This is a genomic window from Kitasatospora sp. NPDC042419 (assembly GCF_056437345.1).
Genome location: NZ_JBWKAW010000036.1, coordinates 1 through 26,085, shown reverse-complemented (window position 1 = coordinate 26,085; position 26,085 = coordinate 1). Strand labels below are relative to the sequence as shown.

Here is a 26,085-nt window from a genome sequence, read left to right as displayed (position 1 = left end):
CGTGAGGGCCTCCCCGCCACTCGGCGGGGAGGCCCTCGGGAAACACGCGATTATGCAGACCGGTCTACAGATCCACCGGCCAGCACACGGAATATGTAGACCGGTCCACAGAAGCCGGCCGCGAGAGCAGTCGCCGCTTCAAAATATGTCGACCGGTCTACAGAAACTCCGCTGGAATATACCGACCGGTCTACATAGAGCCCGCTCGAATAGACCGACCGGTCTACAGACCGACCTCACGCATCAGCTGACCCACCTCGGGGTTGGTCAGACGACGCAGCCAGCCGGACTTCTGGTCGCCCAGGGCGATCGGACCGAAGTGGGTGCGCACCAGCTTCTCGACCGGGAAGCCCGCCTCCGACAGCATCCGCCGGACGATGTGCTTGCGGCCCTCGTGCAGGGTCACCTCGACCAGGTAGTTCTTGCCGACGTTGGAGACCACCTTGAAGCTGTCGGCGCGGGCGAACCCGTCCTCCAGCTCGATGCCCTGCGCCAGCTTCTTGCCCAGGTCGCGCGGGATCGGCCCCTGGATGGCGGCCAGGTAGGTCTTGGTCACGCCGTACCGGGGGTGGGTGAGGCGGTGGGCCAGCTCGCCGTGGTTGGTGAGCAGGATGATGCCCTCGGTCTCGGTGTCCAGGCGGCCGACGTGGAACAGCCGGGTCTCCCGGTTGGTCACGTAGTCGCCGAGGCACTGCCGCCCGTCCGGGTCCTCCATGGTCGAGACCACGCCGGCCGGCTTGTTCAGCGCGAAGAACAGGTACGACTGGGTGGCGACGGTCAGGCCGTCCACCTTGATCTCGTCCTTCTCCGGGTCGACCCGCTTGCCCTGCTCGGTGACCCGCTTGCCGTTGACCTCGACCCGGCCCTGCTCGATCAGCTCCTCGCAGGCACGCCGGCTGCCGATGCCGGCCCGCGCCAGCACCTTCTGCAGCCGCTCGCCCTCGGGCTCGCCGAAGGTCTTGGGCAGCTTCACGGCCGGCTTGTCGTGCCGGGCGAGCACCGCGTCCTCGATCCGGGCCTGCAGCTCGCGCGAGCGCTGCGGCTGGCGGCGCGGGTCGCCCGGGGCGCCCTGCCCCTCGCGGCGCGGACGCGGAGCCGGGCCGGGCCGGCGGCCGGTGAAGCCACCGCGGGCCGGGGTCGCGTTCGGGCCGCCGCCGAACTCGGGGCGGTCGTACTTCCGCTCCTCCGGCCGCAGCGGCCGGTCGGGGAAGCGGCGGTCGTCACGCCTGTCGTCACGCCGGTCGTCCCGACGGCCGTCGCGCCGGTCGTCCCGCCCGTACGAGCCGGAGCCGGAGCCGTACGAGCCGCCGCGCGAGGAGCCCGCTCCACCGCGCGAGGGGCCGCCGCCGCGCGGGGCACCGGAGCCGCCGCCGGAGCCGCCGTACGAGCCACCCCGAGAGGAGCTCGAGCCGCCACCGTAAGAACCGCCACCGCGCGAGGAGCCCGAGCCGCCGCCGGAGCCGCCGTACGAACCACCGCGCGAGGAGCCCGAGCCACCGCCGTACGAACCACCACCGCCGCCGTACGAACCGCCACCGCGCGAGTCGGACCCGCTACGACCGGAGCCGCCCCCGTAGGAGCCGCCCCGGCCCCCGCCCTGTCCGCCGCGACCGCTGCCGCCGCCGCTGCTGTTCCTGCCGTTGCCACTGCTACGCATCAAAGTGTCCGTACGTCGTTACCGTCTGGGATGTGCGGTCGTTTCGGCCGACCTCACCGCCCCCTACCGATCAGGCGCAGCCCGACCGGCCTCGCCACTGCCGTCCGCGGCCTGCACGGCAGCGGCGGCGACCGCCTCCGCGATCATCGTGCCCTCCAGGGACTCCGCTTCCACGTCGTCGACCTCGGGCAGGAAGGGAGCAAGCTCCGGCAGCTCGTCCAGGCCGCGGAGCCCCATCCGTTCCAGGAAGTAGTTCGTCGTCCGATACAGGATCGCACCTGTTTCGGGCTCGGATCCGGCCTCTTCCACCAGTCCTCGCTGTACCAGGGTACGCATCACGCCGTCACAGTTCACACCACGGACGGCTGAGACCCGCGATCTGGACACCGGCTGCCGGTAGGCGACCACCGCCAACGTCTCCAGCGCGGCCTGCGTCAGCCGGGCCTGCTGGCCGTCGAGGACGAAGCGGTCGACGGCCGGTGCGCACACGGTCCGGCTGTAGAACCGCCAGCCGCCGGCCACCAGTCTCAGGTCGAAGCCCCTGCCCTGCGCGGTGTACTCGGCGGACAGCTCGCGCAGCGTCGCCGCCACCTCCGCCTTGGGCCTCTCCAGCACGGACGCCAGGTGGGCCTCGCCGACGGGCTCGTCGACGATCATCAGGATCGCCTCCAGCTCCGCCCGCAGCCCCGGCCCGTCCGGAGCCGACCAGACCGGCGAGGCCGGCGACGGCAGCGGCAGCGGCAGCGACTCCGCGATGTGAGCCTGGTCCGAGCCGAGGAGCTCAGCGGCACCGGAACCAGCCGCACCAGAAGTCGACGGGGCCGACTTCCGGTGCACGACCACCGGCTCGACACCCACAGCACCCACAGCACCCACAGCACCGGAGCCCCCGCCCGCCGCAGCACCCGCACCGGCTCCCACCCCCGCAACGGCTCGCGTAGCGACCCCCGCCACGTCGCGGCCCGCCACACCGCCGGACGCCCCGCCGGTCGATTCCGGAGCGGCAGCCCCCGCGCCACCGTGCACCGCCCCGTCCACCGGCCCGTCCAGCGCTCCGTCCACCGCCCCGGAAGCCGGCTCCACCAGCACCCCGGGCGCAGGCTCCAGCCACTCCTCGGCCCGTGGCTGCCCCGGCACGCCGAGCGGCCGCCGGGGCACCCGCCCTCCACCGTCGGCCCCAACCGTCATCGCCGGCCTTCCTCTCTCTGCTCTCTCCGCCCGCCCCCGGACCCTGCGCCCGCCTCCCCCGCCTCCCCCGTCGGCCGGTCGAACTCGTCCGTCACCTCGACCGACCTCCGATCCGCCTCGGCCACCCACCGCACGACCAGCTCCCCGAGCGCCTCCGGCTGCTCGAAGGCGAGCACCCGCTCCCGGTAGAGCTCCAGCAGCGCCAGGAACCGCGCGACGACGACCATGTCGTCCGCTGCGTCGGCGACCAGCCGCTGGAACGTCGCCTCGCCCAGCTCGGCCAGCAGCCCGACGACCAGCCCCGCCTGTTCGCGCACGCTGACCGGCGGTGTGTGGATGTGGTCGACGTAGACGACGGGTTTCGGCTTCGGGACCATCGCCCGGGCCGCCAGCTGGGCGAACCGTTCCGTGCCGATGCTGATGACGACCTCGGGCAGCAGTTGCGCGTGCCGCGGTTCCAGACCGACGGACCGGGGCCGCCGGAGCAGCTCCGCGGCCCAGCGCTCACCGAACAGTGCCGCCGCCCGCTTGTAGGCCCGGTACTGGAGCAGCCGGGCGAAGAGCAGGTCCCGGGCCTCCAGCAGGGCGAGGTCCTCCTCGTCCTCGATCTCGGCCGCCGGCAGCAGCCGGGCCGCCTTGAGGTCGAGCAGGGTGGCGGCGACCACCAGGAACTCCGTCGCGGCGTCCAGGTCCCAGTCCGGGCCCATGGCCCGGATGTGTGCCATGAAGTCGTCGGTGACCGTCGCCAGCGCCACCTCGGTGACGTCCATCTTGTGCTTGGCGATCAGGCTCAGCAGCAGGTCGAACGGCCCCTCGAAGTTGTCCAGGTGCACCCGGAAGCCGCCCCGCGGCTCATCCCCGCCCGCCCCGGCGGCCGCACTGCCGGTTGCCCCGACGGCCCCGCCCTGCTGAACGGTCGGCCGAGCGGTCGGCCGAGCAGCCGGCTGTGCGACCGACGACGCGACCGGCTGTGCTGCCGGCGGGACGGTCGGCTCGACCGACCGGGCGGTCCCGGTGACGACAGGGGGTTCGGGCGTACTCGGCATGGCGATCCATCTTCACCCGGTGTCGCCGCCCGGTCCGCGCCGGGGCCGCCGACACGCCGCGCGTGCCTCCCCGGGAGTCCCGGGGCCCCGGCCGCGTCCGAACCCGCGACCCGCCCGTGACGGCCCTCGACGGCCCGATAAGGCCCACAGGGGCCCACCAGGAGCCCCGGCAGGCCCTCGACGCGGCTCCGGTGCCCCTCCCGGCGCCCGGGCCCTCGCGGCGGCTCCCAGGCTCCCCAGCGTCCCTCAGCGCCTCTCAACGCCTCTCGGCGCCCGCCAGGACACCTCCGGCCCTCACCTCAAGCCCCGGCCCGCCCCGGCCCGCGTCCCGACTCGGACGCCACACGCGTCGCCCGAACGTCCCTGGACGGACCGCGGCAGAGACCGACAGACGTCAACACCCGTCGACCGGGCAACAGGCCCCGCCGCGCACCTGCGAACCTCGACGAACCACCGCCACCGCCGAACCGCCCGCGAGCAACAGCGAGCACCAGCCCACATCGGCGGCCCCGGCAGGCAGGCTCAGCCGTCCCGATCGGCTCGGCGGCCCTCGGCGGCCCTGGACGGGCCTGGACGGGCCTCAACGGTCCCCGACGGCCTCAGCGGGGCACACGGCCCCGGCGGCGCCTCAGCGCCCGCGCAGCCGCCGTACCAGGATGCTGGCCTCGCCCCGCTGCTCCAGGTCCGCGAGCACGACCGCGATGGCCTCCCGGACGATCCGGCCGCGGTCCACCGCCAGGCCGTGCTCGCCCCGCAGCACCAGCCGGGTGTGCTCCAGGTCCATCAGCTCCTCGGCGGACACGTACACGGTGATCTTCTCGTCATGCCGCTCACGCCCGCTGGGACGGCGCGGGGCACGGCCCCGCGGACGGGGCCGTCCGGCGGCACCCGTCTGTTCCTCGACCGCACCGGCGTGCTGGCGCGGACCCGGCGCGGCGGCCCGGCCGCCCTGCCCCGCAGCGCCTCCGGCACCCTGCGCACCCACAGCACCCACAGCACCGCCGGCTCCGGCGCCCTGCCCGGCACCGCCCTGCCCGCCCGGCTGCGCGGGTACGGGCATCGCCGCCGTCCCGGCCGAACCGGCCGCCCGGCGGGCGGCCCGCCGGTGGTCGCCGGACTCCCCGGCCGCGCCGGCGCCAGCCTCGGCACCGCCCGCGGCGTACTCCGCGCCGCCGACGCCCTCGGCGCCCTCGGCGCCGTCCGCGTCACCGGCGCCGTTGACCGCCCGGGCGGTCTCCGGTCGGGGCGCCTCGGCAGCCGGACGCGACGCGAGGGACGGCGACAGCGCCATCCCGCCCGTGGTCCGGAACAGCTCGTCGGCACCCGGGAGACTCACTCGGCGGGGCGGCACCGGTCGAGCACCTCCCTGGCGAGCTGGCGGTAGGCGGCCGCACCGACCGAATTGGTCGCGTACGTCGTGATCGGCTCGCCGGCGACGGTGGTCTCCGGGAAGCGCACGGTCCGCCCGATGACGGTGTGGAAGACGTGCTCGCCGAACGCCTCGACGACGCGCGCCAGCACCTCACGGCTGTGCACGGTGCGCGAGTCGTACATGGTGGCGAGGATGCCGTCCAGACGGAGCTCGGGGTTGAGCCGCTCGCAGACCTTCTCGATGGTCTCGGTGAGCAGCGCGACGCCGCGCAGCGCGAAGAACTCGCATTCCAGCGGGACGATCACGCTGTGAGCGGCCGTCAGCGCATTGACCGTCAGCAGACCCAGCGAGGGCTGGCAGTCGATGATGACGTAGTCGTAGTCGGGCAGCAGCGGCTTCAGGGCGCGCGCCAGCGCGGACTCCCGGGCCACCTCGCTGACGAGCTGCACCTCGGCCGCGGAGAGGTCGATGTTGGACGGCAGCAGGTCCATGCCGGGCACCGCGGTCTTCAGCAGCACCTCATCGGCCGTCAGCCCCCGCTCCATGAGCAGGTTGTAGACGGTGACGTCGAGCTCCATCGGGTTGACGCCGAGGCCGACCGAGAGGGCGCCCTGCGGGTCGAAGTCGACGAGCAGCACGCGGCGGCCGTACTCGGCGAGCGCGGCGCCCAGGTTGATGGTCGACGTGGTCTTGCCGACGCCGCCCTTCTGGTTGCACATCGCGATGATCTGCGCGGGGCCGTGCTCGGCCACCGGCGCGGGGATCGGGAAGTACGGCAGCGGACGCCCGGTCGGGCCGACCCGCTCGCGGCGCTGCCGCGCGGCGTCGGGGGCCAGCGTGGCCGCGTACTCCGGGTCCGGCTCGTACTCGGCGTCGGGGTCGTCGTAGGCGCCGTAGGCGAACTCGCCGTAGGCCAGGCCGTGGGCCGGCAGATCGGCGTCGTAGTCGGTCACCGTGGTCACCTGTGCTGTGTTCTGGCGTGCTTCGAAGGTACGGAGTGCGACCGAGCCGACCTCGGCCGAGCCCACGGTGGCCTGCCGGGCCCCGGACTCCTCACGCGGCTGGCCGGCGGTGTGCTCCGCCAGTCCTGGCTGACCACCCCCGGGAGCAAATGTCGACTCATTCACAAGTCGTCTTACCTCCTTGGGCATCCAGGACTCTATGTCGATTCGTCAGCGTGGCAGCATGCCGACGGTTTGCGACTCTAGGCCGTTCAAGGCGTTCGCAGCAACACAATCCACGGTAGTGGGCAGGATGTGTCGACTATCAGGCGACCCTCTGTCAAGGGATGCGCGAGCCCTTGACCCTAACGTTTCTGCGGTCGGGTGACGCGACCGATGGAAATTGACGACAGAGCGACCCGCCCGCGCCACCCCCTCCGTCACCACCGGGTTCACCCCTCGTTCACGAGGTCACCGGAGCCCTTCGGACGCACCCGCCCACAAGGTCATCGGAGCCCCTCGGACACACCCGCCCACAGGGTCGCCGGAGCCCCTCGGGCACACTTGCCCACACGGCCGCCCGGGCTCCGCGGCCCCACCTGTACGCGGGCACGGCGAAGCCCCCGGCCCGAGGGGAGCGGGTCGGGGGCCGACGGGCCGCCGTGCGGGCGGCGTCCCGTTCAGAGGGGCCGGTGCTCAGCCTCAGGCGAGCACGGTCTCCAGGGAGACGGACTCCAGACCGAAGGCCTCGGCGACGGCGCCGAAGGTGATCTGGCCCTCGTGCACGTTCAGGCCCTTGGCCAGCGCGGCGTCGCGGCGCAGCGCCTCCTTCCAACCGCGGTTGGCCAGCTCGACGACGTACGGCAGCGTCGCGTTGGTCAGCGCGTAGGTGGAGGTGTTCGGGACGGCGCCCGGCATGTTGGCCACGCAGTAGAAGACCGAGTTGTGGACCTGGAAGGTCGGCTCGGCGTGGGTGGTCGCGTGCGAGTCCTCGAAGCAGCCGCCCTGGTCGATGGCGATGTCGACGAGCACGGAGCCCGGCTTCATGCGGGAGACCAGCTCGTTGGTGACGAGCTTCGGGGCCTTGGCGCCCGGGATCAGCACGGCGCCGATGACCAGGTCGGCGTCGAGCACGGCCTTCTCCAGCTCGAACGAGTTGGACATGATGGCCTTGATCTTCGTGCCGAAGACCTTGTCCGCCTCGCGCAGCTTGTTGATGTCGCGGTCGAGCAGGGTCACGTCGTAGCCCATGCCGATGGCGATGGTGGCCGCGTGCCAGCCGGAGACGCCGCCACCGATGACGACGGCCTTGGCCGGGTGGGTGCCGGGCACGCCGCCGGGGAGGGTGCCGCGGCCGCCGGCCGGGCGCATCAGGTGGTACGAGCCGACCTGCGGGGCCAGCCGGCCCGCGACCTCGGACATCGGGGCGAGCAGCGGCAGGGCGCCGTTGGCGAGCTGCACGGTCTCGTACGCGATGGCGGTGGTGCCGGAGGCGACCAGCGCGTCGGTGCCGGCGCGGTCGGCCGCGAGGTGGAGGTAGGTGAAGACCGTCTGGCCCTTGCGCAGGCGGTGGTACTCCTCCGCGATGGGCTCCTTGACCTTCAGCAGCAGGTCGGCGGTGGCCCACACCTCGTCGGCGGTGGGGAGGATGGTGGCGCCGGCGGCCACGTACTCCTCGTTCGGGATCGAGGAGCCGAGACCGGCGTTGTCCTCGATGTAGACCTCGTGTCCGTTGCGGACGAGCTCATGCACGCCGGCGGGCGTGATGGCCACGCGGTACTCGTGGTTCTTGACCTCGCGGGGGATGCCGACCTTCACGGCTAAACACGTCCTCTTGCCATGGGGGTCCCTACCGGAGAAGACCGGCGGGCGACGCGCACGTGGGGAAGCCTCCGGAAGACACCGGGGCACAGATCTCTGCGCGACTAGGTCCGAGTGTAATGAAGCCTAGGCGACGTGTCAGCCTTCCAAAGTGAATAAATCTGCCGGACGCATTGGCAGGTTCGTAGGCTTCCCAGGTGATCTTCCTGCCAAAGCCACGCCAACCAGGCATCTTCGACAATACTCCGGAAGCGCCCGCTACCACCCGGTGACGAGTCGTTCCCGCAGCTCCGCGAGGGCGGCGCCGACGGTCTCCCGGCCCTGCTCGTCGCCGAGCCGGCGCAGCACCGAGAGCGAGGCCCGGTACTCGCGCTCCGCCTCGTCGAAGCGGCGCTGTGCGGTGTGCGCCTCGGCCAACCGGGCGAGCAGCCGGGCCTCGGCGGCCTGGTCGCCCATGGACTGCCGGACGCCCAGCGCCCGGCCGTACCAGTCGGCGGCGCGCACCGCGTCCCCGAGCGCCCGGTGACAGCCGGCCGCGCTCTCCAGCGCCCGGGCGCAGAGCGCCTCGTCGTCGACGGAGCGGGCGTGCTCCAGGGCGGCCCGGTAGTGCCCGGTGGCCTGCTCCCAGCGTCCGGCGGAGGCCTGCAGGTCGCCCAGGTTGAGCAGCGCGGCGGAGGCCCGGCGGGGGCGTCCGTGCCGCTCGGCCACGGTCAGCACCAGCTCGTGCAGCTGGTGGAGGTCGGCGGGAGCGGCCGCGCCGGTGAGCGGGAGCGCCCGCAGCAGGGCGGTGACCAGCCGCCCGGCCGAGCCGTCCAGGTCGCCCTGGCCGATGGCGTCGGCGACGGCGCCGAGCAGCAGGTCGCGCTCGTCGAGCAGCCACTGGCGGGCGTGGGCGGCGGACCTCAGCCGCAGCGGGCCGGGCAGCGGGTCGGGACCGGTGCCCCCGGCCGGGTCGAGCAGCGCCCGGGCCGAGTCGGTGAGGCGGACCAGCCGCTCCAGCAGCCGGGCGCGGGCGAGCTCGACCTCGGCCGGACGGTCCTCCCGATCGCGCAGCCGGACCAGCCGCGGGTAGAGCCGGCCCGGCACCCGGTAGCGGGCGGTGCCGTCGGCGGCCGGGGGCTCCTCGGTCAGCAGCTCCCGCTCGGCCAGCGCGGCCAGCGTCGCCGCGGCCTCCGGCGCGGGGCAGCCGACCAGGGCGGAGGCGGTGCGCGGGTCCGCGCACTGGGCGGGCGCCAGGGTTAGCGCGCGCAGCATCCGGGCCTGGGCGGCGGACAGGGTCGCGTAGGTCAGGGTGAACGCGCCGATCAGCGGGTCGTTGTCAGGGACGGGGACGGGCTCGGCCGGCTCCGGCCCGGGCTTCACCCAGGCCGCCTGGTCCCGCGCCGGATCCGGCCCCTGGCCGGTCCCCTGATCCGTCCCGGGGTCCGTCGGGCCCTCCGGCCCGACGGCGGGCCCGACACCAGGCCCGGCCGTACCCGCGCCGCCGTCCCGCCCGCCCGCAGACCCCCGCTCCGCCCCGCCCGGCCTTCCCGTCCCGCCCGGTTTCTCCGCCCCGCCCGGTCCCGCCTGCCGCTTGGCCCCCTTCGACGCCTTCGACGCCTTCGACTGCTTGGCCCCGTCCCTCTGCTCCGACGCGCCGACCGACCCACCGACCGAGCCACCGACCGACCCACCGACCGAGCCACCGGCAGACCCACCGGCCGACCCGCTGCCCGGCCCGCCGGTCCCTGCGGCCCCCTTGCTCCCCGGCTGCCCGCTGCCCCCAGCCGCCCCCACCGCCCCCGTCTTCGCCTCGCCCCGTACTTCCCCTCGCGCCTCCCCCTGCGCCGTCTCCCGCGCGTCCGCGTCCGAGACCGCCCGCACCAGCTCCTTCGCCGCGTCCGTCACGGCCAGCTTCGGGTTGCCCCGCAGCCACCCCGCCATCAGCCGCAGCGCCGCCGGGCGCGAGGCGCAGGCCTCAGCCAGGTCGGCCCCGCCGACCGGGTCGCAGCTGATCCTGGTGCCGCCGACCAGATCGCCCAGCAGGTCGCCCGCCGCCGACCGGTCGAGCCCGCCGAGGATCACGGGGTCGATGTCCTCGATCCCGGTGAGCGGCCCGGCGGTGGTGGCGAGGACGAGGCAGCCGGACTCGTCGGCGAGCAGCGGCCAGAGCTGCCCGGCGTCCCGGACGTCGTCGAGCAGCAGCAGGACGCGCCGCCCGGCCAGTGCCTCGCGCAGCGCGACGCAGGCGGGCTCGTCCCGGCCGTCCTCGACAGCCCCGGGCAGCGGGACGCCGGCGGTGTCCGCGCCGAGCTGCTCCAGCAGTCGGCGGGCGGCCCGCGCGGGCGGCACCCGGCCGCCGTCGGGCGCGGAGAGGCGTGCGAACAGCACACCGTCGGGGTAGTCGGCGGCGACGGTGACGGCGAACCGGACGGCCAGCGCGGTCCGCCCGGAGCCCGGACGGCCGGCCACGACCAGGACGGGGCTGCGGCCCTCGGCAGGGCGGGCGGCGGCGGCCCGCAGCGCGGCCAGCTCGGCACGCCGGCCGACGAACAGGGCGGGCCCGGCGGGCAGCCGGTCCAGCCCGGGAACGCGTTCGGCGGGCGCGCCGGGCCCGGCCTCCATCGTCGCCGTCTTCCTCGCCACCCGTGCCACTCCCGACGTCACCCAGCGCTCAGCGTAGGCGGCCCGGGACGGGCGCCCTGTCTGCGAAGCGTAGTTCGACGATCCGGCCCGACCGGGGTGACATCCGGTCGTACGAACCGGTAAATCACCCCCGCGGATCAACCCGTCGCGTCGCGCAGGACCCGGGGCACCCTCCGGGCCGGGGAAACGCCGCCCGCAGCGGGCCGGTCCCCCGGAGCCCGGCCGGTCCCGAGAGCCCCTGGACGCCGCACCGGACCGCCGCGCCCAGCGCCAGTCCGAGCAGCCCGACCGAGCAGTCCGACCGAGCAACGCGACCGAGCTCCCAGGCCGGGAGCCCGCCTCGGAGTCCCGTCCTGGAGCCCCGCCCGGTCACCCGGCCACGCAGAACCGTCCGGCAGCCGAGCAGCGGCGCCCGGCCCGGCCCGCCCCCGGCGTCACCCGCCAGGCCCCAACCTCAGACCTCAGCCTCAGGCCTCGGCCCCGAACGGCCGGGCCGGCCAGGGCGAGTCGGCCGGACGCAGCGCGTCCAGCCCGCCTGGGGCGTTCAGCGCCGCCGCGACCGCCAGGGTGCCGGTGATCAGGGTGGGGTTGTGCAGCTCGCCCGCGTGGATCAGCCGGACCAGCTCGTCGACCGGGACCCGGGCGGACTCCAGCTCCAGCTCCTCCCCGTGCGCCGCGTAGCGCTCGCCGTCGGCCTCGGCGAGGTCCGTGGCGAGGAAGAGGCGCAGCGCCTCGTCGGTCCCGCCGGGCGAGGTGTAGAAGTCGACCAGCACCCGCCAGGTGCCGGCCTTGCAGTGCGCCTCCTCGTACAGCTCGCGCTGCGCGGCGTGCAGCGGGTTCTCGCCGGGTACGTCGAGCAGGCCGGCCGGCAGCTCCCAGAGTCGCTGGCGGACGGGGTGGCGGTACTGGCGCAGGACCAGGACCCGCTGCTGGTCGTCCAGGGCGAGGACGGAGACCGAGCCGGGGTGGGTCTGGTAGTCGCGGCGGGCCCAGCTGCCGTCGGGCATCCGGACCTCCTCGGTGCGCACGCCGGTGACCCGGCCCTGGAACGGCGTGGTGGTCCCCCGGATCTCCCACCCCTCGGCGACGTCGGCGATGCTGCGCTCTTCCATCACGTTCTCCCCTTTTCGTCAGTACGACACAATCTAACGCCGAACGGCGGCCCCGCGGGAATCGCGGGGCCGCCGTCGGGCGAACAGTCGGGCACTCCAACAGCCGGGCACTCCGTGCGACCGGGTGCCCGGCACGGGGTGCCTACTCGGCCGCGGGGGCCGTCTTGATCTCGATCGCGGCCTTCACCAGGCCCGCGAAGAGCGGGTGCGGGCGGGTCGGGCGGGACTTGAGCTCCGGGTGGGCCTGGGTGGCCACCAGGTAGGGGTGCACCTCGCGCGGGTACTCGACGTACTCGACGAGGTCGCCCTTCGGGGAGAGGCCGGAGAACTGCAGGCCGGTCTTCTCCAGGTCCGCCCGGTAGGCGTTGTTGACCTCGTAGCGGTGGCGGTGGCGCTCCTCGACGTACTGCTCGCCGCCGTAGACCTCGCGGACGATGGAGCCCTCGGCGAGCTTGGCCGGGTAGAGGCCGAGGCGCATGGTGCCGCCCAGGTCGCCCTTGCCGTCGACAATGGCCAGCTGCTCGGCCATGGTGGAGACGACCGGGTACTTGGCGGCGGAGTCGAACTCGGTGGAGTTCGCCTCGGGCAGGCCGGCCAGGTTGCGGGCGGCCTCGATGACCACGCACTGCAGGCCCAGGCAGAGGCCGAGCAGCGGGATCCGGTTCTCGCGGGCGTAGGTGATGGCGGCGACCTTGCCGTCCACCCCGCGGTCGCCGAAGCCACCGGGGATGCAGATCGCGTCCACGTCCCCGAGCTGCTCCTGGGCGCCCTCGGGCGTCTCGCAGTCGTCGGAGGTGACCCACTTGATCTCGACCCGCGCGTTGTTGGCGAAGCCGCCGGCGCGCAGTGCCTCGGTCACCGACAGGTAGGCGTCGGGCAGGTCGATGTACTTGCCGACCAGGGCGACCTTGACGATGTGCTGCGGCTCGTGGACGCGGCGCAGCAGGTCGTCCCAGGTGGTCCAGTCGACGTCGCGGAACGGCAGGTCGAGGCGGCGCACCACGTAGGCGTCCAGGCCCTCGCCGTGCAGGACCTTGGGGATGTCGTAGATCGACTTGGCGTCGATCGCGGCGACCACGGCCTCCTCGTCGACGTCGCACATCAGCGAGATCTTGCGCTTGATGGCCTGCGGGACCTCGCGGTCGGCGCGGAGCACGATGGCGTCGGGCTGGATGCCGATGTTGCGCAGGGCCGCGACCGAGTGCTGGGTCGGCTTGGTCTTCAGCTCGCCCGAGGGGCCGATGTAGGGGAGCAGGGAGACGTGGACGAAGAAGACGTTGTCCCGGCCGACCTCGTGGCGGACCTGGCGGACGGCCTCCAGGAACGGCAGCGACTCGATGTCGCCGACGGTGCCGCCGACCTCGGTGATCACCACGTCGACGTCCTCGGTCGCCATGCGGCGGATCCGGGACTTGATCTCGTTGGTGATGTGCGGGATGACCTGGACGGTGTCGCCCAGGTACTCGCCGCGGCGCTCCTTGGCGATGACCGTGGAGTAGACCTGGCCGGTGGTGACGTTGGCCGAGCCGTGCAGGTTGGTGTCGAGGAACCGCTCGTAGTGGCCGATGTCGAGGTCGGTCTCGGCGCCGTCGTCCGTGACGAAGACCTCACCGTGCTGGAACGGGTTCATGGTGCCCGGGTCCACGTTGAGGTACGGGTCGAGCTTCTGCATCGTGACGCGCAGGCCACGGGCCTTGAGCAGGGCACCGAGGCTGGAGGCGGTGAGGCCCTTGCCGAGAGACGAGGCGACACCCCCGGTGACGAAGAGGTGCTTGGTCGTCACGGCGCGGCTGTTCGATGCCTTGCCGGAATGGGGCTGTGCCAAGAGGGGGCTCCCGTGGGTCGCGAGTCGGACGTGACGTGGTGGGAGGGCTCGCGGCTCGCCTGCCGACTGGGAGGGCGGTGCGGTGCACGGCGCCCGGGGGTCGTCGGTTCGGCTGGTCCGGGGCGTTTGATCCCACCGGTCCACGGGATACCAGGGTAACAGTGACCCGGGCCGGACGCGTTCCGGCCCGCCGGGGCCCGCCGGGAACACTCCGGGGGCGCACGCCTGGCGCACCACCGGCGCACCACCCGGCGCAGCCGTCACACCCGTCGCACCACCGGCCCGGGCGGGCCACTCGGGACTGCTCGGCCGGGCCATCGGCGGCTCCTCTGTTCGAGCCATCCGGAGCTGATCCTTCCGGGCCATCCTGGCGGGCGTCCCCACGATGCGCGGTATTTCCGCCGAATTGCGGCGCCACACCGGGCGGCGCCCGCGTGCTTCGCCCCTTTCGTCCGTCGTAAGCTGCACGGACGCATCGCCGACAACACGAGCACGCGGAGGGCGTGGGAGGGTCAGGACGCCTCTCGGTCCCCGATGCGCGACCGGACCTCCCCGTATTTCCCGCTCCTCCCCACCCACCCAGAGGCTCGACCGAGCCCTCGCGGACACTCCAGCAAGGCCCCCACCACCCCACGGAGGGCCGGACGTCCCGGGGTGGCCTCCGGCCGCGCAGAACCGCTGGCTCCCCCTCGGATCGCCGATGCGTCGTGACCACATTGCGAACTGGAGATCCACGTGGCCGGCCGTATCGAGGACTACGCACTCATCGGGGACATGCAGACCGCCGCCCTGGTCAGCAAGGACGGAGCGGTGGACTGGCTCTGCCTCCCCCGGTTCGACTCGCCGGCGGTCTTCGCCGGCCTGCTCGGCACCGACGAACACGGCTTCTGGCGGATCGGCCCCGCGGAGGCGGTGGCCACCGAACTGCCCTCCCCGGCCGCCGACCCGGCCCCGGCCGCCGCACGGCTCAAGTTCACCGACACCAGTGACCTGCGCGTGCCGCCGCCGACCGCCGCCGCCCCCGCGGTGCCCGCCGACCGGCGCCGCTACCGGGGCGACTCGCTGATCCTGGAACAGGAGTGGGACTCCCAGGGCGGCACCGTCCGGGTGATCGACTTCATGCCGCCGCGACCGCTCGCCGGCAAGGACGCCGTCCCCCAGATGATCCGGATCGTCGAGGGCGTGGCCGGCACCGTCCGGATGCGCTCGGCGGTGCGGATGCGGTTCAGCTACGGCCGGGTCGTCCCCTGGGTGCACCGGGTCGAGCAGCCCGACGGCGGCCACCGCACGGTCGCCGTGGCCGGGCCCGACTCGGTCTGGCTGGACGGCGAGGCCGACACCTACGGCCGCAACCTCACCACCTACGCCGACTTCACCGTCTCGGCCGGCGAGCGGATCGCCTTCGCCCTCACCTGGCAGGCCTCCCACCTGGAGCCGCCCACCGCGCCCGCCGCCGAGGAGCTGCTCGACGCCACCGCCGACTTCTGGCACGACTGGGCCGGCCAGTGCACCTACCAGGGGCCGTACCGGGAGGCCGTGGTCCGCTCGCTGATCACCCTCAAGGGCCTCACCTACGCCCCGACCGGCGGCATCGTCGCCGCCCCCACCACCTCGCTGCCCGAGGACATCGGCGGCGAGCGGAACTGGGACTACCGCTACACCTGGCTGCGGGACGCCGCGATCACCCTCTCCTCGCTGCTGCGCACCGGCTACCGGGACGAGGCGAAGGCCTGGCGCGAGTGGCTGCTGCGCGCGGTCGCCGGGGACCCGGAGAACCTGCAGATCATGTACGGCATCGCCGGCGAGCGCGAGCTCACCGAGTCCTCCCTCGACTGGCTGCCCGGCTACGAGGGCTCCCAGCCGGTCCGGGTCGGCAACGGCGCGGCCGGCCAGCTCCAGCTGGACGTCTACGGCGAGGTCGTCGAGGCACTGCACCTGGCCCACATGACCGGACTGGTCCGCAACGACCACGCCCACCACCTCCAGCTGCGCCTGATCGAGTACCTGGAGGACCACTGGCAGGAGCCGGACGAGGGCATCTGGGAGGTCCGCGGCCCGCGCCGGCACTTCGTCCACTCCAAGGTGATGGCCTGGGTGGCGGTCGACCGCACCATCAAGCTGCTGGAGCAGAACCCGGAGGACGCGCCCACCGACGGCCACCTGGAGCGCTGGCGCGAGCTGCGCGAGACCATCCACCGGGACGTCTGCGACAAGGGCTACGACCCCGGCCGCAACACCTTCACCCAGTACTACGGCGGCAAGGAGCTGGACGCCTCGCTGCTGCTGATCCCGCAGGTCGGGTTCCTGCCGCCGGACGACAAGCGGGTGATCGGGACGATCGAGGCGATCCAGCGCGAACTGTCCACCGAGGACGGCTTCGTGCTGCGCTACCCGACCCACGACGACCACGGCAACAACGTCGACGGCCTCTCCGGCCACGAGGGCGCCTTCCTGGCCTGCTCGTTCTGGCTGGCCGACGACCTCGCCATGATCGGCCGGGTGCAGGAGGCGCGCGAGCTGTTCGACCGGCTGCTCTCGCTGCGCAACGACCTCGGGCTGCTCGCCGAGGAGTGGGACCCGCGGCTCAAGCGCCAGGTCGGCAACTTCCCGCAGGCCTTCAGCCACGTCCCGCTGATCGACACCGCGCTGCGGCTGACGGCCTGCGGCGGCGCCTACCTGTCGGCCCAGCCGGACGGTGCGGCCGCCGACCGGACGGCCGAGCAGGCCGCCGTCTGAGCGGGCGCGCCCGGCGGCCGGGGCGTACCCGCCGGACGGGCGCGCCCGGCGGCGTTCAGCGGTTGCGCTGGACCAGCTCGTCGTAGGTGCTGAGCACCTGCGCCACGGTGGCGGCCTCGTCCGGCCAGGTCTCCGCCTGCTGCCGGCCGGCCTCCGCCAGGCGCTCGCGGCGCGCCGGGTCGGACAGCAGCTCGCGGACCGCCCGGCCGATCGCGACCGGGTCGCCGGGCGGGACCAGCACGGCGGCGTCGCCGACCAGCTCGGGGATGCCGCCGACGGCGGTGGCGACCACCGGCACGCCGGCCCGCATCGCCTCCTGCACGACCAGCGGGCGGGCCTCCCACCGGCTGGAGACCACCAGGAGGTCGGCGGCGGCCAGCAGGTCCGGCACGTCGGTGCGGTAGCCGAGCAGGTGGACCGGCAGCTTCTCGGCGGCCGTCCGCTCGCGCAGCGCGGCGGCCTCCGGTCCGTCGCCGGCGAGCAGCAGCAGCGGCTCCGGGTCCAGCGCGGCGAGTTCGCGGGTGGCGTCCAGCAGCAGCCCGAAGGCCTTCTGCGGGACGAGCCGGCCGGCGGCGAGCACCAGCGGCCGGTCCGGGCCGTCGCCGAGCAGCGCCGTCCGGGCCGCGGGCCGCTCCAGCCGGACCCCGGGGGTCGGCGGGGCGGCGACCGGTCCGAGCCGGGCGTCGGTGGCGCCCAGCTCGCGGGCCCGGGCCACCAGGTCGGAGGAGGCGCCGAGGACGAGGTCGGCGGCGCGCGCCACCCGGCGCTCCATCAGCCGCTGGAGCCGTCGTTCCATGCCGGTGGCCAGCAGCGCGTGGTGCGAGGTGACCACCAGCGGGGTCTCCGGGCGCAGGCCCGGGAAGCGGCCGGCGGTGCGCAGCGCGAGGTCGGAGAGGAGCGCGGCGCGCAGGCCGTGGGCGTGCACCACGTCGGCGCCGGTGAAGGCACGGCGCAGTTCGCCGATGGCGGTGGCGTCGCTGCGGGCCCCCGCGGTGGGGGTGATGTCGACCAGGTGGAACCTGGCGCCGGTTCGGGAGAAGCCGAACAGCGCGTCCGTGCCGGCGGGGGCGCACACCGTGACGGTGACTCCGTGCGCGACCAGGCCCTGTGCCAGGGAGCGCACGTGCGCACCGATGCCGCCGGTGCTGGCGGCCAGGACGAGCACCACCTGCAGCTGCCCCCGTTCGGGGCTGGCCGCGGTGGCCCGGGCGGCGGAATGGTCCACGTCGTCTCGCATCCGACTCGATCAGGTACGCGCGCCTGCGGCGGGGGTTTCCCGCCTGCGGCGCCCGGGACTGGAAAGCCAGTGTCCAGCCGCCACCATGCCAGGTCGGCGGCCCTCTTGGACAGTCGGCGCCCCCGGTGGGGCGCGTCGTGGCGGGCCCGCGCGGGCCGGTCGGCGGACCGGTCCGGCGGGACCGGCCGGGGAGCCCCGCCCGCCCCGCCGGACCGCCACCCGGGGTCACCGGGGCCACGGAGCGGCGGGACGGCGGCGGCCGTCCCGGTTCGGTCGGACAACCCCTCGGGCGTGTCTGACAATTCGCGTCGCATCAGCGCGCGGCGTTGGGCGCCCGGCTGGGCGTGCCGCCGGAGCGCCCTCGTACTGGACGTACTTGGACGATTCGGCGGTGCGTCCAGCCGGGATGCCCGGCGTCGTGCGCGCGGCGGGAATTGTCAGACACGCCCTAGCGGGGGCGGGGAGCCCGGGCCGCCGCCAGCAGCTCCTCGGCGTGCGCCCGGCCGAGTTCGGAGTCCTCCAGGCCGGCCAGCATCCGGGAGAGCTCGCGCACCCGCTCCTCGTCGGTCAGTACCTTGACGCCGCTGCGGGTCACCGTGCCGTCGTTGGTCTTCTCGACCACCAGGTGGCGGTCGGCGAAGGCCGCCACCTGCGGCAGGTGGGTGACCACGACGACCTGGGCGCTCTCGGCCAGCTTGGCGAGCCGGCGGCCGATCTCGACCGCCGCCTTGCCGCCGACGCCCGCGTCCACCTCGTCGAAGAGGTAGGTGGGGACGGGGTCGGCCCCGGCGAAGACCACCTCGACGGCGAGCATCACCCGGGAGAGCTCGCCGCCGGAGGCGCCCTTGGCGATCGGGCGCGGCTGGGCGCCGGGGTGCGGGGCGAGCAGCACCTCGACCTCGTCCACGCCGTGCGGGCCGTAGGCGACGGTCCGGCCCTCGACCTCGATCCCGGACAGGTCGTCGACCTGGCTGATCGCGAAGGTGACCCGGGCGTGCGGCATGGCGAGTTCGGCGAGTTCGGCGGAGACGGCCTCGGCGAAGCGGCCGGCGGCGGCCTGCCGCGCGGTCGAGACCTCGGCCGCGAGGTCGGCCAGCTCGGCGCGCAGCGCGGTCTCCCGGGCGCCGAGCTCGTCGATCCGGTCGTCGTCGCCGTCGAGCTCGGCGAGCCTGGTGGCGCCGGTCTCGGCCCAGGCGAGCACCTCGGCCAGGGAGTTCTCCGGGCCGCCGTACTTGCGCAGCAGCTGGGCCAGGACGGCCCGGCGGTCCTCGACGCCCGCCAGCCGGACGGGGTCGGCGTCCAGGTCGTCGGCGTAGCCGGCCAGGTCGCCGGCCACGTCGGCGAGCAGGTAGCCGACCTCGTTGAGCCGGTCGGCCAGGGCGGCGAGCCGCTCGTCGTGGTGGCGGACGGCGTCCAGGGCGCGGCGGGCCTGCGCGACCAGGGTGCCGGCGTCCAGCGCCTCCGGGTCGGCGGGGTCGCCGGCCAGGGCGGCGTGCGCGAGGGTGGCGGCGGAGGAGAGCGCGTCGGCGTGGCCGAGCCGCTCGGCCTCGGCGGACAGCTCCTCGTCCTCACCGGCGACCGGTTCGGCGGCGGCGACCTCGTCCAGGCCGAAGCGGAGCAGGTCGGCCTCCTGGGCGCGCTCGCGGGCCCGGGTGGTCAGCTCCTCCAGGGTCGCGGAGACCTCGCGCAGCCGCCGGTACACCTCGCGGTAGCGAGCCAGCGGCTCGGCGACGGCCGCACCGGCGTACCGGTCGAGGGCGCCGCGCTGGCGGGCCGGGCGGAGCAGCCGCTGCTGGTCGGTCTGGCCGTGCACGGCGATCAGGTCCTCGCCGAGTTCGGCGAGCAGGCCGACCGGGACGGCCCGGCCGCCGACGTAGGCGCGGGAGCGCCCCTCGGCGGAGACGGTCCGGCTGATCAGCAGGGCGCCGTCGTCGAGTTCGGCACCGGCCTCCAGCGCGCGGGCGGCCGCCGGGGAGCCCTCGGGCAGTTCGAGGCGGCCCTCGACGACCGCGCGTCCGGTGCCGTTGCGCACCAGGCCCGGGTCGGCGCGGCCGCCGAGCAGCAGGCCGAGGCTGGTCACCACCATGGTCTTGCCCGCCCCGGTCTCGCCGGTCACGGCGGTGAAGCCGGGGGCGAGTTCGACCACCGCGTCGTCGATGACCCCAAGATCCCGTATCCGCATCTCGTCCAACACGGAGACGACCTTACGAGGTTCCGCCCCCGCCGCGCGACGAGCGACAACGACGCGCGGCAACTCGGTGCCCGGAAGTTCATCCGTTCCGGGGCGTTTACGCGGGGGTTTGGGTGGCGTTTTCCGGCCCGCTGCGTGCCGCGGACCCGGCGGCGGTCGGGACGGTGCACCAGGGCAGGAAGAACTGCGCGAGCGGGCCGATCGCCAGCGCGTAGGCGACGGTGCCGACGCCGGCGGTGCCGCCGAGCAGCAGGCCCGCGGCCAGCACGGTCAGCTCGATCCCGGTCCGGATCAGCCGCAGCGAGCGGCCGGTGCGCCGGTGCAGGCCGGTCATCAGGCCGTCGCGCGGGCCCGGGCCGAGCCGGGCGCCGATGTAGAGGCCGGTGGCGAGGCCGTTGAGGGTGATCGCGGCGACCATCAGCGCGATCCGGGCCGCGAGCGGGCCGGGTCCGTCGACGACGCGCAGGGTGAGGTCCATCGCGGCGCCGATCACCAGCACGTTGGAGACGGTGCCGACGCCGGGGAGCTGGCGCAGCGGGATCCAGAGCAGCAGCACCAGGGCGCCGCAGATGGTCACCCAGGCGCCCACCGAGAGGCCGACGGTGCGCTGCAGGCCCTGGTGGAAGACGTCCCACGGGTCGAGGCCGAGCCCGGAGCGGAGCATCAGGCCCATGCTGGCGCCGTAGAGGGCGAGGCCGAGGAAGAGCTGCGGCAGGCGGCGGCCGAGCGCGTGGGTGTCGCCGAGCACCCGGACGGCGAACCCCGGCCGCTCCGGCGGCGCGGTCGGGGGCGTGGTCGTCGGCGAGGTCGGGGGCGTGGTCGTGGTGGCCATGGAATCTCCGGCAGGTGGTGCTGCACGTTCGGGGACGCGTCCCCGGCAGTGGCGGACTCGACGGCCGCCCTGCCATGATGGCCAGGCCAATAACGCCCACTCCAGGGCCAATCACGAGCAAGTGGACTGATTAGCGATGGCCGACTGGCAGACCACCATCACTCCCCCGGCGCTCGCCCGGCTGCTCGACACCGCCCGGCTGCCCGAACCGGCCAGCGCCCGCCGGCCCGCGTACCGGACGCTCGCGGGCCAGGTCCGGCTGCTGGTCTCCGAGGGCCGCCTCCCGGTCGGCGCCCGGCTGCCCGCCGAACGCGAACTCGCCCTCGCCCTGCGGCTCAGCCGCACCACCGTCGCCACCGCCTACGAGGCCCTGCGCGCCGAGGGCTACCTGCGCAGCCGGCGCGGCTCCGGCAGCTGGACCGCCCTGCCCGAGGGCGCGGCCCCGCCCAGCGACGCCCTGCACCCGGTGCCGCCCGACGAGCAGGGCCGCACCCTGGACCTCGGCGTGGCCGCACTGCCCGCCCCGCAGCCCTTCCTCTCCGCGGCAGCCGCCCGCGCCGTCGAGCAACTGCCCGCGTACGCCGCCGGGCACGGCCACTACCCCACCGGCGTCCCGGTCCTGCGCGAGGCGGTGGCCCGCCGCTACACCGAGCGCGGACTGCCCACCACCCCCGACCAGATCCTGATCACCATCGGCGCGATGGGCGCCCTGCACCTGGTGCAACGGGCGCTGATCGGCCGCGGCGACCGGGTCGCCGTGGAGGCGCCCAGCTACGCCCACACCCTGCAGGCACTGCGGCTCAACGAGGCCCGCCTGGTGCCCGTCCCCTACGCCTGGCCGGGCGGGGCGGCGCGACCGGAGTGGGACCTCCCCGAGTGGCGCCGGGTGCTGAGCGGCGCCGCACCCAGGGTCGCCTACGTGATCCCGGACTTCCACAACCCGACCGGCGCGCTGGTCGGCGAGGAGCAGCGGCGCGAGCTGCTGGCCGCCGCCCGGGCCGCCGGCACGCTGGTGCTCGCCGACGAGACCACCGCCGAGCTGGGCTGGGGCGTCCCCGAGGACACCCCGCTGCCCCGCCCGACCGCCGCGCTGGACCGCTCGGCCCAGGTGGTCACGGTCGGCTCGGCCGGCAAGCTGCTCTGGGGCGGCCTGCGGATCGGCTGGGTGCGGGCCGCGCCGGCGCTGGTGCGCCGACTGGCCACCGAGCGCGTCTACAGCGACGTCGGCGCCCCCGTGCTGGACCAGCTGATCGCCGCCGAGCTGCTGGACGAGCGGCAGCTGCCGGCCGTCCGCGCCCACCAGCTCGCGCGGCTGCGGGACACCGCCGGGGCGCTCACCACCGCCCTGGGCGAGCACCTGCCGCGGTGGCGGTTCGCCGTCCCGCCCGGCGGCCTGTCGTTCTGGGTCTCCACCGGCGCGCTCTCCGGCGCGGCGCTGGCCCGGGCCGGCGAACACGGCGGGGTCCGGATCGCGGCCGGCAACCGGTTCGGCTCGGACGGCGCCTTCGAGCGCCACATCCGGATCCCGCTCAGCGTGCCGGCCGCCGCCGTGCCCGACGCCGTCGAGCGGCTCGCCGCCGTCGCCGCCCGGGCCGCCGAGGGCGGCCGCTGGCACGGCGCCGACGAGAGCCACCCGCTGGCGGTGTGACGCCCCGTCAACTCCCCCGGATCAGCAGTTCGTCTCGGCCCGGCCGCGCCAACCCGTCACCGGGAGCGCGAACTTGGCCACCAGCCGGTCGGTGAACGGCGCCCGGTGCAGTCTGGCCAGCCGCACCGGCGTCTGGCCCCTGCGGACCTCCACCCGGGCGCCGGCCGGCAGCTCCACCGAGCGCCGGCCGTCGCACCAGAGCACCCCGTGCGGCGTCTTGGGCTGCACCTCCACCGCCAGCACCGAGTCCGGCGAGGTCACCAGCGGCCGGGCGAACAGCGCGTGCGCGCTGATCGGCACCATCAGCAGCGCCTCCACCTCCGGCCAGACCACCGGCCCGCCGCCGGAGAACGCGTACGCGGTCGACCCGGTCGGCGTCGCGCAGACCACCCCGTCACAGCCGAAGTTGGAGACCGGACGGCCGTCCACCTCGGTCACCACCTCCAGCATCCGCTCCCGGGCCGCCTTCTCGATCGACGCCTCGTTCAACGCCCAGTCGTGGTGCACCACATCGCCGTTGGTCCGGACGATCACGTCGAGGGTCATCCGCTCCTCGACCTCGTAGTCGGCGTCCACCACCCGCTCGACCACCACCGCCAGGTCGTCCCGCTCCGCCTCGGCGAGGAACCCCACCCGGCCCAGGTTGATGCCGAGCATCGGCAGACCGTGCTCGCGCGCCAGCTCCGCGCCGCGCAGCAGGGTTCCGTCCCCGCCCGCGACCAGGATCAGCTCGCAGCCGTCCGCCGCGCCGGGCCCCCCGGCCACCCGCTCCACGCCGTCCGGCAGGTCCAGGTCGACCGCCTCGGCGGCCAGCAGTCTGATCCGGATCCCCGCCTTCAGCAGACCGTGCACCAGGCCCTCGACACTGCGCAGCGCCGCCTCGCGGCCCGTGTGCGCGATCAAGAACACCGTACGTTCGTCACTCATGCCCGCTGCCCTCTCCCTACGCCGGCCGGGTCGTCCTCGGCCCGGTACGGCCGCGCCACCCAGCATGACGGACCGGACGTCCGCAGAGCAGCCTATCGGGGGCCTTCGGCGACGGCCCGGTCCGCCTCCGCCGGGTCCAGTTGCGGCGCGTCCCGGCGCAGCCAGAGGAAGTACTCGACATTTCCGGACGGACCGGGCAGCGGGCTCGCGGTGACCGCCCGCACGCCCAGCCCCAGCGCCCACGCCTGCCCGGCGACCTGGCGCACCATCTCGGCGCGCAGCTGCGGGCTGCGCACCACCCCGCCGCTGCCGAGGCGCTCCTTGCCGATCTCGAACTGCGGCTTGACCATCAGCACCAGGTCCGCGCCCTCGGCGGCGCAGCCGGCCAGCGCCGGCAGGACCAGGCCCAGCGAGATGAACGAGAGGTCGCCGACCACAAGGTCGACCAGGGTGCCGCCGATCAGCTCGGGGGTCAGCTCGCGCACGTTGGTGCGGTCCATCACGGTGACCCGGTCGTCGCTCTGCAGCGACCAGGCCAGCTGCCCGTAGCCGACGTCCACGGCCAGCACGTGCGCCGCCCCGGCACGCAGCAGCACGTCGGTGAAGCCGCCGGTCGACGCGCCCGCGTCCAGCGCCCGCCGGCCCTCGACGACCAGGCCCTGCGGCACGAACGCCGCGAACGCCCCGGCGAGCTTGTGACCGCCGCGCGAGACGTAGTCGGGGTCGTTCTCGTCCTCGGCCACCACGACCGCCGCCGAGGTCTCCACCTGGGTGGCCGGCTTGGTCGCGGTGGTGCCGCCGACGGTCACCCGGCCTGCCGCGATCAGCTCGGAGGCGTGCTCCCGGGACCGGGCCAGCTTGCGGCGGACCAGCTCCGCGTCGAGTCGGCGTCGTGCCACTGCCACTGGTGTTTCAGCTCCTACAGGTGGTTCGTCGCCCGGTCGGTCCGGGCCGCTCCCGGTCAGTCCCGGTCGAGAGCGGCCAGCGTGTCGGCGAGCCGCTGGTGAACATCTTCGTACACCGGGACGTGCGCATCGGTCGGCACCCCGTCCAGCGCCTCCAGCCGGGCCAGGCCGGCATCCACCGCCGGGTGGCCGGTGGGGGCCAGGTCGACGCCGAGCGGCGCCGGCTCGTCGGTCGGCACGGCGGAGGGCACGGCGGTCGGCACGGCGGAGGGCACGGCGGTCGGCACGGCGGAGGAGGAGAGCGGTGCGGACGCGGCCGCGGACCCGGGATCCGTCGCGGACACGGAGTCCCGACCGGCGCCGGAAGCGGACCCGGGAAGGGGTACGGAAGCGGAAACGGGATCAGGGACCGGAACGGCGACGGGCACCGGACCGGCGTCGGGCTCAGGCATCGGGCTCGGGCTTCTTCGTGGTCGTGGTCCGACGGACGGTCGTCTTCCGGGTCGCCGTCCGCTTGACGGGCGGCTCCTGACCGGAGGGCTGCTTCGCCTCCCCCGGCTGCGCCTTCTTCGCGGTCGAGGTCCGCTTGACCGCCGTCTTCTTCACCGCCGTCTTCCTGGCGGCGGCCTTCTTCGCGACGGGCAGCTTGTCCCCGGCCCCGGCCGCCGTCTTCTTCGCGGCCGTCTTCTTGGCAGCCGCCTTCTTCGCGGCCGCCTTCTTCACCGCCGGCGCCTGGGCCGCGGGCTTCCCGGCAGCGGCCTTCTTCGCCGGCGCCTGGGCGGACTTCTCCTCGGCGCCCTGTGCGGGAGCTGCGGGCTTCGGCGCGGCGGACGTCCCCGCAGTGGCCACCCGGGTCGGCGGCACCGGCGGGTCAACCTCCACCGGCTCGTCGACCGCTATCCGCTCGGACCCTGCCGACCCGCCCGCCGAAGCCGGGCCGCCGGCGGCCGACCGGTCGGCCGGTGACACCTCCTCGTCCTCCCAGCCGTTCTCGAACAGCCCCCCGGCCCGCGGCGCGGGCGCGGGTCCGGGCTCCGGCTGCCGGGGCGCGCCGTCCTCGTCGACCTCGCGCAGCTTGCTCTCCAGGTAGGCCAGCACCACGCCGACCTTGGTCACCTGGTCGCCGACCTTCTCGAAGACCTTCTCCACCTCGCCGCGCGCCACGCCGACCGCCAGGTCCACCCCGGCCCGGCCGGCGGTCACCGCCTCGCCCGCCAGCGTCTGCAACGACCGCGCGGACGGCGGGAACTGCCCGCCGAGCCGGCGCTCGACGTCGGCGACGTCGATCCCGCCCTTCTCCAGCAGACCGGCCGCCGTCCCGACGACCCGCTTGCCGACCTCCTCCACCAGTACGGCGGCGGCCTCCACCGCTCCTCGCACCGTCTTCGGCAGCATCCGGGTGCCTCCCATTCGCCTGCGCGCATCGCGTCGTCGCCGTCGGTGCCCGGGCGAATCCGGGCATCCCACCGACGACGCTACCGCCAAAACCCGCCTGCGGTACCGTGGCCCGGCAGTCACCCGCCGCCGTACCCGGCCCGTACAGGGGAGTGGATCCGCCACCATGGCCAACGCCGAGGAGTGCCGCGAGGCGCTGGAACAGCTCAGCCGGAACATCGGCACGTCCACCGGGGACGTCCGCAAGGCCGCCGACCTGGACCGTTCGCTGAGCTGCCGGATCACCGACCTCGACCTGACCTTCACCGGGCGCCTGCGCGGCGGGAGCATCCAGGACCTCCGGGAGGCGCCCGGCACCCCCGCCGAAAAAGCCGACATACGACTCACCATGTCGAGCGACGACCTGCTGGCGCTCGTCGGCGGCCGGCTCGCCTTCGCCTCCGCCTGGGCGGGCGGCCGGGTCAAGCTGGAGGCCGGCTTCCGCGACCTGCTGCGGCTGCGCACCCTGCTCTGACCACGGGCCGCCCGGCCGACCGGGCGATCTCCGGACCCGGGCCGGGCCCCCGCCCCGGGCCGGCCCCCGGGCGGGGGCCGCGCCGGGGCAGCGGGGGGGCTAGCCCCGCTCGG

19 protein-coding genes are annotated in these 26,085 nt (G+C 74.8%); 3 read left to right on the top strand and 16 right to left on the bottom strand.

Going from position 1 to position 26,085, the window contains the following annotated elements; translation table 11 throughout:
* Positions 1 to 223: 223 nt before the first annotated feature.
* The 9 genes from AC067J_RS38640 to AC067J_RS38600 all read right to left on the bottom strand — a co-directional run bounded on the left by AC067J_RS38640 (position 224) and on the right by AC067J_RS38600 (position 13,545).
* Complete coding sequence (locus AC067J_RS38640; protein ID WP_478307454.1) at positions 224 to 1,657, bottom strand: pseudouridine synthase; 1,434 nt, start codon at positions 1,655 to 1,657, stop codon at positions 224 to 226.
* A 63-nt stretch (positions 1,658 to 1,720) separates the two neighbouring features.
* The gene (gene scpB, locus AC067J_RS38635; RefSeq protein ID WP_478307510.1) at positions 1,721 to 2,314 is read right to left on the bottom strand and encodes an SMC-Scp complex subunit ScpB; all 594 of its coding nucleotides are present in this window, start codon (positions 2,312 to 2,314) and stop codon (positions 1,721 to 1,723) included.
* A 527-nt stretch (positions 2,315 to 2,841) separates the two neighbouring features.
* Positions 2,842 to 3,678, bottom strand: a complete 837-nt coding sequence (locus AC067J_RS38630) for a segregation and condensation protein A (protein WP_478307452.1) — start codon at positions 3,676 to 3,678, stop codon at positions 2,842 to 2,844.
* A gap of 841 nt (positions 3,679 to 4,519) precedes the next feature.
* A complete protein-coding gene (locus tag AC067J_RS38625; RefSeq protein ID WP_478307451.1) occupies positions 4,520 to 5,227 on the bottom strand; it encodes a hypothetical protein in 708 nt (235 codons plus the stop codon).
* Entirely contained in the window at positions 5,224 to 6,291 is a 1,068-nt protein-coding gene (locus tag AC067J_RS38620; RefSeq protein WP_452153408.1) for a ParA family protein, read from the bottom strand. Before AC067J_RS38620 ends, AC067J_RS38625 begins: the two co-directional genes overlap by 4 nt.
* Positions 6,292 to 6,906: 615 nt before the next feature.
* On the bottom strand, positions 6,907 to 8,022 hold the full coding sequence (gene ald, locus AC067J_RS38615; protein WP_478307449.1) for an alanine dehydrogenase: 1,116 nt from the start codon (positions 8,020 to 8,022) through the stop codon (positions 6,907 to 6,909).
* A gap of 261 nt (positions 8,023 to 8,283) precedes the next feature.
* Positions 8,284 to 10,650 (bottom strand): tetratricopeptide repeat protein, encoded by a 2,367-nt coding sequence (locus AC067J_RS38610; protein WP_478307448.1) that lies wholly within the window; start codon positions 10,648 to 10,650, stop codon positions 8,284 to 8,286.
* 467 nt (positions 10,651 to 11,117) lie between these two features.
* Positions 11,118 to 11,762 carry an NUDIX domain-containing protein gene (locus AC067J_RS38605; RefSeq protein WP_478307447.1) on the bottom strand — a complete coding sequence of 215 codons (645 nt, stop codon included), beginning with the start codon at positions 11,760 to 11,762 and terminating at the stop codon, positions 11,118 to 11,120.
* Between the two features lie 142 nt (positions 11,763 to 11,904).
* On the bottom strand, positions 11,905 to 13,545 hold the full coding sequence (locus AC067J_RS38600; protein ID WP_478307446.1) for a CTP synthase: 1,641 nt from the start codon (positions 13,543 to 13,545) through the stop codon (positions 11,905 to 11,907).
* A 777-nt stretch (positions 13,546 to 14,322) separates the two neighbouring features.
* Here AC067J_RS38600 and AC067J_RS38595 point away from each other — a divergent pair.
* Positions 14,323 to 16,323, top strand: a complete 2,001-nt coding sequence (locus AC067J_RS38595) for a glycoside hydrolase family 15 protein (protein WP_478307445.1) — start codon at positions 14,323 to 14,325, stop codon at positions 16,321 to 16,323.
* Between the two features lie 55 nt (positions 16,324 to 16,378).
* Here AC067J_RS38595 and AC067J_RS38590 read toward each other — a convergent pair whose 3' ends face one another.
* From AC067J_RS38590 to yczE, 3 genes are all read right to left on the bottom strand, one after another.
* Complete coding sequence (locus tag AC067J_RS38590; RefSeq protein ID WP_478307444.1) at positions 16,379 to 17,560, bottom strand: glycosyltransferase family 4 protein; 1,182 nt, start codon at positions 17,558 to 17,560, stop codon at positions 16,379 to 16,381.
* Between the two features lie 448 nt (positions 17,561 to 18,008).
* Positions 18,009 to 19,742 (bottom strand): DNA repair protein RecN, encoded by a 1,734-nt coding sequence (gene recN, locus AC067J_RS38585; protein WP_478307509.1) that lies wholly within the window; start codon positions 19,740 to 19,742, stop codon positions 18,009 to 18,011.
* Positions 19,743 to 19,848: 106 nt separating this feature from the next.
* The gene (gene yczE / locus AC067J_RS38580; RefSeq protein WP_478307443.1) at positions 19,849 to 20,583 is read right to left on the bottom strand and encodes a membrane protein YczE; all 735 of its coding nucleotides are present in this window, start codon (positions 20,581 to 20,583) and stop codon (positions 19,849 to 19,851) included.
* 136 nt (positions 20,584 to 20,719) lie between these two features.
* Here yczE and yczR point away from each other — a divergent pair, with 136 nt between their 5' ends.
* Entirely contained in the window at positions 20,720 to 22,231 is a 1,512-nt protein-coding gene (yczR, locus tag AC067J_RS38575; protein WP_478307442.1) for a MocR-like transcription factor YczR, read from the top strand.
* 21 nt (positions 22,232 to 22,252) lie between these two features.
* On the opposite strand, the gene AC067J_RS38570 is transcribed toward yczR, so the two are convergent.
* The 4 genes from AC067J_RS38570 to AC067J_RS38555 form a co-directional block, all read right to left on the bottom strand.
* Positions 22,253 to 23,158: an NAD kinase gene (locus AC067J_RS38570; protein WP_478307441.1), complete on the bottom strand. Its 906-nt coding sequence runs from the start codon at positions 23,156 to 23,158 to the stop codon at positions 22,253 to 22,255.
* A gap of 92 nt (positions 23,159 to 23,250) precedes the next feature.
* Positions 23,251 to 24,057, bottom strand: coding sequence for a TlyA family RNA methyltransferase (locus AC067J_RS38565; RefSeq protein ID WP_478307508.1), 807 nt, complete (start codon positions 24,055 to 24,057; stop codon positions 23,251 to 23,253).
* Positions 24,058 to 24,119: 62 nt separating this feature from the next.
* Complete coding sequence (locus AC067J_RS38560) at positions 24,120 to 24,407, bottom strand: hypothetical protein (protein ID WP_478307440.1); 288 nt, start codon at positions 24,405 to 24,407, stop codon at positions 24,120 to 24,122.
* A gap of 100 nt (positions 24,408 to 24,507) precedes the next feature.
* Positions 24,508 to 25,458, bottom strand: coding sequence for a hypothetical protein (locus AC067J_RS38555; protein ID WP_478307439.1), 951 nt, complete (start codon positions 25,456 to 25,458; stop codon positions 24,508 to 24,510).
* Between the two features lie 166 nt (positions 25,459 to 25,624).
* Between AC067J_RS38555 and AC067J_RS38550 the strand changes: the two genes are divergently transcribed.
* On the top strand, positions 25,625 to 25,972 hold the full coding sequence (locus AC067J_RS38550) for an alkyl sulfatase C-terminal domain-containing protein (RefSeq protein ID WP_478307438.1): 348 nt from the start codon (positions 25,625 to 25,627) through the stop codon (positions 25,970 to 25,972).
* Positions 25,973 to 26,085 lie beyond the last annotated feature (113 nt).